Below are 13765 nucleotides of genomic sequence, written 5' to 3'. Positions count from 1 at the left end.
CGATGAAGACGACCGACAGCGGCAGCGGCGACGTCCGCCTGACCGGCATCAGCAAGACCTACGGCTCCTTCGCCGCCGTCCACCCGCTCGACCTGACCGTCCCGCAGGGCTCCTTCTTCGCCCTGCTCGGCGCCTCCGGCTGCGGCAAGACCACCACCCTGCGGATGATCGCCGGTCTGGAGGAACCTTCCTCCGGGACCGTCCACCTCGGCGACCAGGACGTGACCGCGCTCCCGCCGTACAAGCGCCCGGTGAACACGGTCTTCCAGTCCTACGCCCTCTTCCCGCACCTCGACATCTTCGAGAACGTCGCCTTCGGTCTGCGCCGGCGCGGCATCAAGAGCGTGAAGAAGCAGGTCGAGGACATGCTGGAGCTCGTACAACTCGGCGAGCAGGCCCGTAAGAAGCCGCACCAGCTCTCCGGCGGCCAGCAGCAGCGCGTCGCCGTGGCCCGTGCGCTGATCAACACCCCCAAGGTGCTGCTGCTCGACGAGCCCCTCGGCGCCCTCGACCTCAAGCTGCGCCGTCAGATGCAGCTGGAGCTCAAGCGCATCCAGACCGAGGTCGGCATCACCTTCGTGCACGTCACGCACGACCAGGAGGAGGCCATGACCATGGCCGACACGGTCGCCGTGATGAACGCGGGCCGGGTCGAGCAGCTCGGCTCGCCGACCGACCTCTACGAGAACCCGAACACCACCTTCGTCGCCAACTTCCTCGGCACGTCGAACCTCATCGAGGCCGAGGTCGACACCAAGAGCGGCGACGACATCGTGCTGAAGGCCGGCGGCGGCAAACTCGTACTCCCCGAGTCGCGCTGCTCGGCGCCCACGACGACCGGCGGCAAGGTGCTGGTCGGCGTCCGGCCGGAGAAGATATCCCTCACCCACGCCGACGACGCCGGTGAGATTCCCGAGGGCCGCAACCGCATCACCGGGCGCATCGCCAACTCGTCGTTCATCGGCGTCTCCACCCAGTACGTCGTCGACACCCCGGTCTGCCCCGAGTTCGAGGTCTACGCCCAGAACATCGACCGGGACGCCCGGCTCGCCCCCGGCGCCGAGGTCGTCCTGCACTGGAGCCCCGCCCACACGTTCGGCCTCGACGCCGCCCAGGACATCGACGCCGGCATCCAGGAAGAGGCGGCGGTCTGATGGCGACGCTCACCGAGGCGCCCCCGCCTCTGTCCCCGACGGCGCCGACGGCGAAGCCGCCCCGCAAGCGCGGGCGCTGGACGCCGTACTGGCTGCTGCTGCCCGGTCTGCTCTGGCTGTTCGTGTTCTTCGCGCTGCCGATGATCTACCAGGCCTCCACGTCCGTGCAGACGGGCTCCCTGGAGGAGGGCTACAAGGTCACCTGGCACCTGGCGACCTACTGGGACGCGCTGAGCGAGTACTGGCCGCAGTTCCTGCGCTCGGTCCTCTACGCGGCCGCCGCGACGATCCTGTGTCTCGTGCTCGGCTACCCGCTGGCCTATCTGATCGCCTTCCGGGCCGGCCGCTGGCGGAACCTGATCATGATCCTGGTGATCGCGCCCTTCTTCACCAGCTTCCTGATCCGCACCCTCGCCTGGAAGACGATCCTCGCGGACGGCGGCCCGGTCGTCGGCGCCCTCAACACCCTGCACGTCCTGGACGTCACCAGCTGGCTCGGCTGGACCGCGGGCGACCGGGTGCTGGCCACCCCGCTCGCGGTGGTCTGCGGTCTGACGTACAACTTCCTGCCCTTCATGATCCTGCCGCTCTACACGTCGCTCGAGCGCATCGACGGGCGGCTGCACGAGGCGGCCGGGGACCTGTACGCCAGGCCGGTCACCACCTTCCGCAAGGTCACCTTCCCGCTCTCGATGCCGGGCGTGGTCTCCGGGACGCTGCTGACCTTCATCCCGGCGGCCGGCGACTACGTCAACGCGGAACTCCTCGGCTCGACGGACACCCGCATGATCGGAAACGTGATCCAGACGCAGTTCCTGCGGGTCCTGGACTATCCGACGGCGGCGGCCCTCTCCTTCATCCTGATGGCCGCGATTCTGTTCATGGTCACTCTCTACATCCGCAGGTCCGGGACGGAGGATCTGGTCTAAATGCCCTTCGTCAACTGGCTCAAGCGCCATTTCGTGGTCATCGCGGGACTTCTCACGCTCGCCTATCTCCTGCTGCCCAACGTCGTCGTCACGGTGTTCTCCTTCAATAAGCCGAAGGGGCGCTTCAACTACCAATGGCAGCAGTTCTCCACCGATGCCTGGAAGGACCCGTGCGGGGTCGCCGGGCTCTGCGGGTCGCTGTCGCTCAGCCTCCAGATTGCCGTCTGGGCGACCATCGGCGCGACCGCCCTCGGCACGATGATCGCCTTCGCGCTCGTCCGCTACCGCTTCCGCGCGCGGGGCGCCGTCAACTCGCTGATCTTCCTGCCGATGGCGATGCCCGAGGTCGTGATGGCCGCCTCGCTGCTCACCCTGTTCCTCAACCTGGGCGCTCAGCTGGGGTTCTGGACGATCCTCATCGCGCACATCATGTTCTGTCTCAGCTTCGTCGTGACGGCGGTGAAGGCACGCGTCATGTCGATGGACCCGCGCCTGGAGCAGGCCGCCCAGGACCTCTACGCCGGGCCGGCGCAGACGTTCCTGCGCGTCACGCTGCCCATCGCCGCCCCCGGAATCGCCGCGGGCGCGCTGCTCGCCTTCGCGCTCTCCTTCGACGATTTCATCATCACCAATTTCAACGCGGGCTCCACCGTCACCTTCCCCATGTTCGTCTGGGGTTCGGCGCAGCGCGGAACGCCCGTACAGATCAATGTCATCGGTACGGCCATGTTCCTCATCGCCGTACTGTTCGTACTGACCTCGATGGTCATCGGAAACCGCCGCAACAAGCAAAAGGCGTCATCGTAAAAGCCCTGTAGGGAGTTGAAATCATGGCCCCAAGCGCCATGAACCGGTGGATCACTTCTCTTTCCGACGCACAGCCGGTGCCGTACTGGCTGGAAGATCCCGGCAAGCCGCACCCCGAACCCGCGCTCACCGGCCCCGAGACCTGTGACCTGCTGGTCGTCGGCGGCGGCTACAGCGGACTGTGGACCGCGCTCGTCGCCAAGGAGCGCGAGCCGCAGCGGGACGTGGTGCTGCTGGAGGGCCGCGAGGTGGGCTGGGCCGCCTCGGGCCGCAACGGGGGCTTCTGCGCGGCCTCCCTCACCCACGGGCTGCCCAACGGGCTCACCCGCTGGCCGGACGAGATCCACCGGCTCGAGGAGCTGGGGATGCGCAACCTCGACGAGATCGAGGCGGCGATCGCCCGGCACGGCATCGACTGCGACTTCGAGCGCACCGGCGAGATCGACGTCGCCACCGAGACGTACCAGGCGTGGGAACTGCGCGACTGGTACGAGGAGCTCGAAGGCAAGGGTCTCGCCGAAGGGCTCGAGTTCCTCGACGCGGACGCGGTGCGCGAGCAGGTCGCCTCGCCCACCTTCCAGGCGGGTCTGTACGACCGCCGGGGCGTCGCCATGCTCCATCCCGCCAAGCTCGTCTGGGGTCTGAAGCAGGCGTGCATGCGGCTGGGCGTCCGTGTCTACGAGCACACCCCCGCCCTGTCGCTGAAGCCCTACGGCGCCGGAATGGCCGTGGGCACCCCCTACGGGCAGGTGCGGGCCCGGCAGGTCGCGCTCGGCACCAACATCTTCCCCAACCTGGTCCGGCGGGTGCGGGCCTACACCGTCCCGGTCTACGACTACGCGCTGATGACGGAACCGCTGAGCGCCGACCGGCTCGACTCGATCGGGTGGAAGAACCGGCAGGGGCTCGGGGACTCGGCCAACCAGTTCCACTACTTCCGGCTGTCGGCCGACAACCGGATCCTGTGGGGCGGATACGACGCGGTCTACCCCTACGGGGGCCGGGTGCGCGCCGAGTACGACGACCGGCCGGAGACGTACGCCAAGCTCGCCGGGCACTTCTTCGGCTGCTTCCCGCAGCTGGAGGGGGTGCGCTTCACCCACGCCTGGGGCGGGGCGATCGACACGTGCTCGCGCTTCTCGGCGTTCTTCGGCACCGCGCACCAGGGGAAGGTGGCGTACGCGGCCGGGTACACCGGCCTGGGTGTCGGGGCCACCCGCTTCGGGGCCGAGGTGATGCTGGACCTGCTGACCGGGGAGAGCACCGAGCGGACGTCGCTGGAGATGGTCCGCAAGAAGCCGCTGCCCTTCCCGCCCGAGCCCTTCGCCTGGACCGGCATCGCCCTCACCAAGTGGTCGCTGGCCCGCGCCGACGCGCACGGCGGGCGGCGCAACCTGTGGCTGAAGACGATGGACCGGCTGGGGCTGGGCTTCGACAGCTGACAGCTGACAGCTGACAGCTCACGGCTGACGGCCGGCCGATGTCGGTGAGGTGTGACCCGGTTCACCCCAACGGGTGGCCCCGACCCGCGTAATGCCCGCCGGTGACCTCCCTCTCCCTCGTGACGCGGCTGCGTCCACGAGTGAAAGGGAGGTCTTCTCATGGCTGGGGCGAAGACGGCTGTCGAATGGCTGACATCCGTCACACCGGATCCCGAGGCATGCCGCTGGGAGTGGGAGCGCAACCCCCTGGGGGTGGCGCTGCTGCCCGCGGGCAAGGCCTGGGACGTACTCATCCTGCCGGGTGAACTCGGCTATCCCACCCTCGACGTGCTCACCCGGATCCTGCATCGGCCGGGCCCCGTGCTGGTCGACTTCGGAGACAGCCGCATGGGCTTCTTCGTGGCGCCCGGCACGGCCGCCCGCTGGCTCGGCACCGGTATCCGTACGGCGGGGGCCGGCACCTGGATCGTCGTGCCGTATCCGGGCCGCTCGACCCGGGGTGTCCGCTGGCTGGTCCCGCCGGACGGCTCCGGCACCCTGACCGATCCGGCGCTGCTCGAACTGGCGATGCACGAGGCGGCGGCGGGCCTGGCCGGCGGAGAGGGCGGCTGACCGACCGGACACCTCCGCCGCGGCACCCGGCCACCGACCGGCTCGGGGCCGGCGCGCCTCCACCTCCCCCGGACCGGGAGGCACGGCAGACCCCTTTCACGTCGGCCGCCCGTGCGGCCGACGCGGACGCCTCCGCCTCCGGCGCAGGACCGGCTGCTCGGCGCCGCGCCGCTTGCCGGAGCCCGGTGCCTGCGCGTACTGCCGGGGACGGCGCCTCCCGCTGTCGCCCCGACCTGCCCTGCTCAGTGCGGACCGTCGCGCTACTGCGCCGCCGTTGCCGCGGGCCCTGGCCGGTCGCCCCGACCTGTCCGGCCCCTGTCCCGTCTGCCGTGCTTCTCCGCCGACGTCGCCTCGCGCCTCGCGTCCTGCTCCGTCGCCCCCGACCAGTCCGCCCCCGACCTGCCCCGCCCCGCCCCGGTCGGGCTACTCCGTCGACGTCGTCTTCAGCGCCAGCCACAGCTCCATCCGGACGTCCGGGTCGTCCAGGGAACGTCCGAGGATCTCCTCCACCCGCCGCATCCGGTAGCGCAGGGTGTGCCGGTGGACGCCCAGGTCGGCCGCCGCCGCGTCCCACTGGCCGTGGCGGGAGAGCCAGGCCCGCAGGGAGGCCACGAGGTCGCCGCGGCCGGTCGCGTCGTGTTCGTGCAGGGCGCGCAGCAGGCCGTCCGCGAACGCCTTCACCGCGTCGTCCGCGAGAAGGGGCAGCACGGAGCCCGCCGCGAGCTGCTCGTGCTCCACGAAGACCCGGCCCCGGCGCCGCGCGACGGACAGCGCCTGCTCGGCCTGCTTGTACGCCGCCGCCGCCGCGATCGGCCCGGCCGGCGCGGACAGGCCCACGACGAGTCCGTCCTCGTCGCCGGACTCGGGTCCGGCGCCGGCGCCACCGGCCGCCCGCGCATTCTCCAGCGTGGCCGTGTACTGCGCGCACGCCTCCGCGGCCGCGCCCCCGTCCGCGACCAGGGCCACCAGCCGGTCGCCCTCGGGCACCACCAGCACGGCCTCCCCGGCTCGGGCGGCCGCCGACTCGACGGCCTCGGTGAGGCCGTCGAAGGGGTCGCCGCCCCCGTCGGCCGTGACCGGCGCCGGCGACGCGTCGGCGACGATCACCCGGAACGGGGCGTCGAGCAGCCCGCCGTACAGGTCCCCGGCGACGGCCCGCGCGTGGTCCGGTTCGCCCGCCAGCAGCATGCCCAGCACCGCCGCGCCGATCCGCTGCTGCGCCGCCTGCAGCGAGCGTGAGCGTTCGGTGGTCAGGGTGAGCAGCGCGATGGCCGAGTGGACGGCGTACCGCTCGGCGGTGCCGAGAGCCGAGGCGGTGCCGACCGCGAGCGCGGCGCGCGGACGCCGGCCGGTGCCCAGGGAGTGCAGCTCGACCCGGTCGTCGTGCCGGTCGTCGGGTCCGGAGCGCACCGGACCTCCGCCGCCCACCACCGCGGAGGCCGGGGCCGGCCGCTCCCGCAGCCGCTCCACCTCCGCCGTGAGCCGCCCCGCCCGCCGGCCCGCCCACTCCGGCGCGGCTCCGACGACGGCGCCCGAGGCGTCGTACAGGGCGGCCCACCCGTCGACCTGCGCGGCGAGCGCGCGGAGCAGCCCCTGCGGGCCGTCCGTCAGCGCCTGCTTCGTCAGCTCGCGCTGGGCCGCGAACCCTGCCGTGACCGCCCGGTACTGGTCGGCCGCGATCGCCGCCGACACCGCCTTGCTGATGGCGAGGAAGGGCGTGCGGCGTGGCACCTCCAGCAGGGGCAGGCCCTCCTCCTCGGCCGCGTCCACGAGAGCCTTCGGGATGTCCTCGTAGTTGACGCCGACGGCGAAGCCGAGCCCGACCACCCCGGCCTTGGCCAGCCGCCGCACGTAGCGCCGCATGGCCTCCGGGTCCTCGGCGTCCAGCTTGAGCGCGGTGATCAGCAGCAGCTCCCCGCCCTCCATGTACGGCACGGGGTCCGCGAGCTCGCTGACGTGCGCCCAGCGCACCGGCACGTCCAGACGGTCCTCGCCGGCCCGCACGGTCAGTTTCAGCGCGGAGTGGTGGACGAGCGAGGCGAGCGTGGGAGGCATGGGGCCTTCAGGTCGGGGGAGTGATCGGCGGCGTGATCTTTTGGCCGCCGCGTATGAACGGTCTCTCCCGATTCTGCCTCACTGTACGGACCGCGGACGCGTCTTCAGCCCCGCAGGTCCACCAGCAGCGGTGGCGCGTGCTCGCCCCGCACATCGGTCAGGGACAGCACCGCGTGACCGGGCGGCACCTCGTGCGCCAGCCGGGACGCCGACCACCGCTCCCGCTCCACCTGGCGCACGGTCACCGCGTCCGTGGTCACCGCCTTGCCGGTGACGAGCTTGCGCAGGGCGTGGATGGCGCGGGTCATCGGCTGGTCGGCGAAGACGGTGTGCTTGGCGACCTCGGTGGTCTCCACCCACTCGGTGCCCCAGGTCTGCGCGAACCGGCTGCCGTCCCAGGTGGTGATGCCGGAGAACGCCATCCGGCAGCCGACGGCCCCGTACAGCGGACCGTGCAGCGCCTCCGGCACGTCGCCGATGGAGCGCAGGGCGAGCACCACGCCCGCGTTCTGCGAGCGCAGCCGCTGGAGCCGGCGCACCGACCCCTCGGTGACCGTTCCCGTCGCGTCGTCCAGGACCAGACAGGCGAAGTGGTCGCGCCGCTCCCGTGCGACGGTGTGGAACTGGGCGAGGACCAGCCGGGTGATCAGCCGGGCGGCCTCCTCGTGACCGCGCTCGGGCAGGTCGACGCGGACCCGCAGCGGGTGGTGGGCGACGGCGCGCAGCGAGAACGCCCGGTGCGCGTTGCTGCCGCCGCCGAAGAACTCCGCGAACACCGGACGGTTGAGCAGCGCCAGCCGGTCGGCGAGGGCCCGGCCCGCGTCGCCCGGGGCCCCCGTCTGCCGGACCCGCGCCTCCAGCTCACGGCGCATCACCTCGTCACCGGCCACGGCCTCCCGCAGCGCGGACAGCGCGGCCGGTTCGCCCTCCAGGAGCTCGCGCAGCTCGGGCAGCGTGGGGAAGCACCCGTGCGCGCTCCGGTAGGGGCCCAGCACCTGGGCGAGCGCCGTGGTCGCGCTCTGGCCGCTCACCGTGTCGAGGTCGCCGACCAGCGCCTCGGCGAGGATCGAGGCCGCCTCGTCCGGGTCCTCGGACTCCGCGTACGGGTCCAGGTCGTGCACGGACGAGGGGTCCCCGATCCCGACGATCACGTCGAACGCGGAGTCCGAGCCGAGCGGGCCGCCCCCGGGCGACGACACGGCGACGACGGCGCACGCCCCGGTGAGCGCCTGCAGGGCCAGCGCCTCGGTCAGCGGCTCGACCAGGGTCCGGGTCTTGCCCGATCCGGACGGCCCGACCGCGAGCAGCGAGGTGCCCAGCACGTCCGGGCCGAGCGCGGCGCCCGCGTCGTGATAGCTGACCGGGGTGCGTTCGGCGGCCACCCAGCGGCCGACCCGCACCTGTCCGGTGAGCAGATCGTGGCGCGCGGTGCGCCGGGGCAGGTCGCGGGCGCCGGAGGGGTGGGTCCAGGCCGCCCCGCCGTGGCGCAGCACGGTCTCCCGGAAGTCCGCGATCCCCGCCGTCCAGGCCCGTCGCACACGTGCGCAGTCCACGTCGTTCATCCGGCCGGCGGCGACCTCGGAGGTCAGCAGCTCGGCCGCCTCGTACTGCCCCGCGTCCCGCAGCTCGGGCCACTGGGCGCGCGGCAGCTCGGCCGCGGGCGCGGCCCGGCCGGGCTCGGCGCGCCGGGCGGCGAGTCGTTCCTGCACGTACGGCAACCAGCCGCCGACCTTCGCGAACGGCCACACCACCAGCAGCGTGATGACCGTGTACAGCGCGTTCGTGAACAGGGGGGAGGCGAACAGCTCGTAGCTGCCGGAGATCAGGACGATCAGCGAGAACAGCGGGTCGATGACGGGCAGGGCGTCCCAGCCGACCCCGAAGGCACCGGGGAAGACGAAGCTGAGGGTGGCGAGCGCGCCCAGCAGGGCGACGAGAGCCCGCGCGGGCTGCGGACGGCGGGCCACGAAGTGCCGCACGGCATGCGCCCAGCTGCCCAGCCGGCCCATCGCGCAGACGAGGACGGCGAAGAACAGGCCGTCGTAGACCACCCGCGCCTCGGCGCCCTCCATCGACTTCGGGGACGCGATCGTGCCGCCCCACCACCAGTCGTCCGGGGTGAACAGCCGCAGCAGGGTGAACTGGTACGGCAGGCCGCCCCGGCGCCACAGCGACCACAGGACCAGCGCGACCACCAGCGGGACCAGCATGCCGACGACCGTCACCGGCGCGAGCCGCTCCGTCGCCCGGGCCGCCTTCGGAGGCCGGTACCCGTAGCGCCAGATCCCCGTCCGGGCCGTGGGGCGCGCCTCGTCGAGCCAGTCGGCGACGGCGGACGCGGCCCGCGGCGAGTGCCCGGGGGCAGGCGGTACGCCCGGCGCCCGGTCCGGCCGCGGCGGCGTCGACGGCGGCCGCGTCGGCCCCGCCGGGCGCGGCACGGGATTCGCCTGCGTACCCCGCGCGTCCTGCGTCCCGTCGCTGTCCATCGCCCCTGCCCCTTGACCAGCCGTTGCGTCCACCATCAGCGAGTCAATCTAACGCGCCCGCAAGGGGAGTTCACCGCTTACGCGGCCGGGCCTGTGACGATCACCGTCCGGCGGCACTGTCCATGACGGACAAGCCGCCCCGCCGACACCGCCCACATGGAGCATGCCCACCCTCCACTCCCCGTCCTAGCCTGCGAGAAAAGAACGAAAGTGTCCGCAAAACCCCAGGAGCCCCTCATGACCGCCCTTCCGCAGGAGCGCCGCGTCGTCACCGCCATCCCCGGCCCGAAGTCGCAGGAACTCCAGGCCCGCCGTACCGCCGCGGTCGCGGCCGGTGTCGGTTCGGTGCTCCCCGTCTTCACCACGCGCGCGGGCGGCGGCATCATCGAGGACGTCGACGGCAACCGCCTGATCGACTTCGGCTCCGGCATCGCCGTGACGTCCGTCGGCGCCTCGGCCGAGGCCGTCGTGCGCCGGGCCACCGCCCAGCTCGCCGACTTCACCCACACCTGTTTCATGGTCACCCCCTACGAGGGCTACGTGGCGGTGGCCGAGGCCCTCGCCGAGCTCACCCCGGGTGACCACGCCAAGAAGTCCGCGCTGTTCAACAGCGGTGCCGAGGCCGTCGAGAACGCCGTCAAGATCGCGCGTTCGTACACCAAGCGGCAGGCGGTCGTCGTCTTCGACCACGGCTACCACGGCCGCACCAACCTCACCATGGCGCTGACGGCGAAGAACATGCCGTACAAGCACGGCTTCGGCCCGTTCGCGCCCGAGGTCTACCGCGTCCCGGTCGCCTACGGCTACCGCTGGCCCACCGGCGCCGAGAACGCCGGTGCCGAGGCCGCCGCGCAGGCCATCGACGAGATCACCAAGCAGGTCGGCGCGGACAACGTGGCCGCGATCATCATCGAGCCGGTGCTCGGCGAGGGCGGCTTCATCGAGCCCGCCAAGGGCTTCCTTCCGGCCATCAGCAAGTTCGCGTCCGACAACGGCATCGTCTTCGTGGCCGACGAGATCCAGTCCGGCTTCTGCCGCACCGGCCAGTGGTTCGCCTGCGAGGACGAGGGCATCGTCCCGGACCTGATCACGACGGCCAAGGGCATCGCGGGCGGTCTGCCGCTCGCCGCGGTGACCGGCCGCGCCGAGATCATGGACGCCGCACACGCGGGCGGCCTGGGCGGCACCTACGGCGGCAACCCGGTCGCCTGCGCGGGTGCGCTCGGTGCGATCGAGACGATGAAGGAGCTCGACCTCAACGCCCGGGCGAAGCACATCGAGGCCGTCATGAAGGGCCGCCTCGCCGCCATGGCGGAGAAGTTCGAGATCATCGGCGACATCCGCGGACGCGGCGCGATGATCGCGATCGAGCTGGTCAAGGACCGTACGACGAAGGAGCCGAACCCCGAGGCGACCGGCGCGCTGGCCAAGGCCTGCCACCAGGAGGGCCTGCTGGTCCTGACCTGTGGCACCTACGGCAACGTGCTGCGCTTCCTGCCGCCGCTGGTCATCGGCGAGGACCTGCTCAACGAGGGCCTCGACATCATCGAGCAGGCTTTCGCGCGCATCTGAGCCCAGGCACCGCACAGCTGATTCCCATCGGCCGCAGAGCGTGTGAAGAAGGTGTGCGAGGAGGATGGCGGGACGGGATTCGGCCTGTCGTACCGCCTGCCTCTGCCGTAGGTTCTCCCCAGATGAGAGATACACCCCGTCCACAGGGGACTGTGGACGGATCCAGGCCGGGGCCTCCCCAGCTTCGACCTGGTCGTGCCCTCGCGCACACAACCGGAGCTTCCGGCTTCGGATCTCCACACCGATCGGACGGCCGCCCGCCCCAAACCCCCCGGGGCGGCCGGCACTCCGGTCCGGACGGCCACCCCGGAACTACCCCCCCTGTTCCGGGGTGGCCGACCTCCTTCTCTGGTGCAGACCACGGAAAGCAGACCCCGGATCCGATCCGGGGTCTTTTTTCGTCGCGGCTCCTTCCGGGCTCCTTTTCCGCCGTCCGGCCGCTCCTGACAAGCTGGGGCCCATGCCGTCCCGCCCCACCCGCGCCGTTCTCGGCCTCCTGCCGCCCGCCCTGCTCTTCGCGCTGATCACCTGGCAGGTCGCCGCCGACGGCCCGCTGCTGCGCCCGGACGAGCGCCTCAGCCGCGCCCTCGTCCATCCCGACCGGGCTTCCGAGCTGCTGGCCGACCTGGGCGGGATACAGGTCGCGGTGCCCGTCCTGGTGCTGGTCGCCGGGTATGCGGCGTGGCGGGGGAGGGCGGCGGGCGAGGCGCGGTGGTGGGTGCCGTCCCTGGCCGCGCTCGCCGTGCTGTTGCTGGTGCCGCTGATCGTCGTCCCCCTGAAGGTGTGGACCGACCGGCCCGGTACGCCCGCAGTACCTCCGGCCACCGGCTACTACCCCTCCGGGCACACGGCGACGGCGGCCGTCGCCTACGGTGCGGCGGCGCTGGTCCTGCTGCCGTGGCTGCGCACCGCGTCCGCCCGGTGGCTGACCCTCGCGACGAGCGCCCTGCTCGTCCTGGCCGTGTCGTTCGGGCTGGTCAGGCGCGGCTACCACTGGCCGCTGGACGTCGTGGCGAGCTGGTGTCTTTGCGCGGTGCTGCTCGGTGCGCTGTGGCTCCTCCTGGAACGCGAGCGGCAGGCGCGGGAGCGGCCGCGGACGGCAGCGGGGCGACCGTGCCAAACCGGCGCACCCCGGCCGTCCACCCGTACGACTCGGACAAGCGACCCTTCGGCCTCCCGCCCCTACCGTGGAGCACGAAAGCCACAGGACACCCCCTAAGCGGAAGGGCCGGGACTCGCAATGCCCCAGGAAAAGAATGTGGGGGCCACCCACGCCTTCTGGCTGGCCGGCCGCCAGGTCACCGGCGAGGACAGCTTCGACGTCACCTCGCCGTGGGACGGCCGTCTCGTCGGCAAGGTCAGCGTGCCCACGGACGCGCAGGTCGAGGAGGCCGTGGCCGCCGCGTACGCCGTGCGGGACGAGTTCGCCGCCACCCCGGCCCATGTGCGCGCCGCCGCCCTCGACCACGTCAGCAAGCGGCTCGTCGAGCGCACCGAGGAGATCGCCCGGCTGATCTCCGCCGAGAACGGCAAGCCGATCAAGTGGGCGCGGGGGGAGGTCGGCCGAGCCGTCTCCGTGTTCCGGTTCGCCGCCGAGGAGGCCCGGCGGTTCAACGGCGGCGAGGCCCAGCGCCTCGACACCGACGCCGGCGGCCAGGGGCGGCTCGCCCTCACCCGGCGCTTCCCGAAGGGGGTCGTGCTCGGCATCGCGCCGTTCAACTTCCCGCTGAACCTGTGCGCCCACAAGATCGCCCCGGCGATCGCGGCGGGTGCGCCGATCATCCTCAAGCCGGCCCCGGCGACCCCGCTGTCCGGCCTGATCATCGGTGACCTGCTCGCCGAGACCGAGCTGCCGGCCGGCTCCTGGAGCATCCTGCCGGTCTCCAACGACCGGATGCCCGCCCTCGTCCAGGACGAGCGGCTGCCGGTCATCTCCTTCACCGGCTCCGAGAAGGTCGGCTACGCGATCATGGACTCGGTGCCGCGCAAGCACTGCACCCTGGAGCTGGGCGGCAACGGCGCGGCCGTCGTCCTCGGCGACTTCGCGAGCGACGCCGACCTCGACTGGGCCGCCGGCCGCATCGCGACCTTCTCCAACTACCAGGGCGGCCAGTCCTGCATCTCCGTGCAGCGGGTCATCGCGGACGCCTCCGTGTACGACCGGCTGCTGCCGCGCATCGTCGCCGCCGTCGAGGCGCAGGTCACCGGCGACCCCTCCGACGACAAGACCGACGTGGGCCCGCTGGTCAGCGAGGACGCGGCCAAGCGCGTCGAGACCTGGGTGGACGAGGCCGTCGCGGCGGGCGCCTCGCTCCTCGCGGGCGGCAAGCGCGACGGCGCCTCCTACGCGCCGACCGTCCTCACCGACGTACCGGCGGACACCACCCTCGCCTGCGAGGAGGTCTTCGGACCGGTCCTCACCGTGACGAAGGTGGACGGCGAGGCCGAGGCCTTCGCCGCCGTCAACTCCTCCAAGTACGGCCTCCAGGCGGGCGTGTTCACGCACGACGTCCAGGTCGCCTTCCGCGCCCACCGTGCGCTGGAGGTCGGCGGTGTCATCGTCGGCGACGTGCCGTCCTACCGCGCCGACCAGATGCCGTACGGCGGCGCCAAGCAGTCCGGCGTGGGGCGCGAGGGCGTGCGGTTCGCGATGGACGACTACACGTACGAGCGGGTGCTGGTCCTCACCGGACTCGCCCTCTAGCTCA

Annotated in this window: 10 protein-coding genes and 1 pseudogene; 9 read left to right on the top strand and 2 right to left on the bottom strand. The window is 72.2% G+C overall.

What is annotated here, in order from left to right:
• Positions 1-2: 2 nt before the first annotated feature.
• From OHU34_RS12295 to OHU34_RS12275, 5 genes are all read left to right on the top strand, one after another.
• A complete protein-coding gene (locus OHU34_RS12295; protein ID WP_405772240.1) occupies positions 3-1154 on the top strand; it encodes an ABC transporter ATP-binding protein in 1152 nt (383 codons plus the stop codon).
• Positions 1154-2083: an ABC transporter permease gene (locus OHU34_RS12290; protein WP_142266404.1), complete on the top strand. Its 930-nt coding sequence runs from the start codon at positions 1154-1156 to the stop codon at positions 2081-2083. The genes OHU34_RS12295 and OHU34_RS12290 overlap by 1 nt, the downstream gene beginning before the upstream one ends.
• Positions 2084-2890, top strand: a complete 807-nt coding sequence (locus OHU34_RS12285) for an ABC transporter permease (RefSeq protein ID WP_054239690.1) — start codon at positions 2084-2086, stop codon at positions 2888-2890. It abuts the gene before it with no gap.
• A 23-nt stretch (positions 2891-2913) separates the two neighbouring features.
• The gene (locus OHU34_RS12280) at positions 2914-4332 is read left to right on the top strand and encodes an FAD-binding oxidoreductase (RefSeq protein WP_142266405.1); all 1419 of its coding nucleotides are present in this window, start codon (positions 2914-2916) and stop codon (positions 4330-4332) included.
• Positions 4333-4491: 159 nt separating this feature from the next.
• Positions 4492-4944: a hypothetical protein gene (locus OHU34_RS12275; RefSeq protein WP_405766291.1), complete on the top strand. Its 453-nt coding sequence runs from the start codon at positions 4492-4494 to the stop codon at positions 4942-4944.
• A gap of 423 nt (positions 4945-5367) precedes the next feature.
• Here the strand turns inward: OHU34_RS12275 and OHU34_RS12270 are convergent, their stop codons facing one another.
• Positions 5368-6999 carry a PucR family transcriptional regulator gene (locus OHU34_RS12270; protein ID WP_405766288.1) on the bottom strand — a complete coding sequence of 544 codons (1632 nt, stop codon included), beginning with the start codon at positions 6997-6999 and terminating at the stop codon, positions 5368-5370.
• A gap of 104 nt (positions 7000-7103) precedes the next feature.
• A complete protein-coding gene (locus OHU34_RS12265) occupies positions 7104-9485 on the bottom strand; it encodes an ATP/GTP-binding protein (RefSeq protein WP_142266408.1) in 2382 nt (793 codons plus the stop codon).
• Between the two features lie 237 nt (positions 9486-9722).
• Here OHU34_RS12265 and gabT point away from each other — a divergent pair, with 237 nt between their 5' ends.
• From gabT to OHU34_RS12245, 4 genes and pseudogenes are all read left to right on the top strand, one after another.
• Positions 9723-11057, top strand: a complete 1335-nt coding sequence (gene gabT / locus OHU34_RS12260; RefSeq protein WP_142266409.1) for a 4-aminobutyrate--2-oxoglutarate transaminase — start codon at positions 9723-9725, stop codon at positions 11055-11057.
• A gap of 122 nt (positions 11058-11179) precedes the next feature.
• Positions 11180-11398: pseudogene (locus OHU34_RS12255) on the top strand (phosphoesterase); the annotation flags it as partial.
• A 119-nt stretch (positions 11399-11517) separates the two neighbouring features.
• Entirely contained in the window at positions 11518-12276 is a 759-nt protein-coding gene (locus OHU34_RS12250) for a phosphatase PAP2 family protein (RefSeq protein ID WP_230194531.1), read from the top strand.
• A 39-nt stretch (positions 12277-12315) separates the two neighbouring features.
• Entirely contained in the window at positions 12316-13761 is a 1446-nt protein-coding gene (locus OHU34_RS12245; protein ID WP_057601458.1) for an aldehyde dehydrogenase family protein, read from the top strand.
• Positions 13762-13765: the final 4 nt, after the last annotated feature.

This window comes from Streptomyces sp. NBC_00080 (assembly GCF_045041255.1).
Classification (GTDB): Bacteria; Actinomycetota; Actinomycetes; order Streptomycetales; family Streptomycetaceae; genus Streptomyces; species Streptomyces coriariae.
The sequence above is the reverse complement of the archived record's forward strand: the minus strand, read 5'-3'. Positions and strand labels throughout refer to the sequence as shown.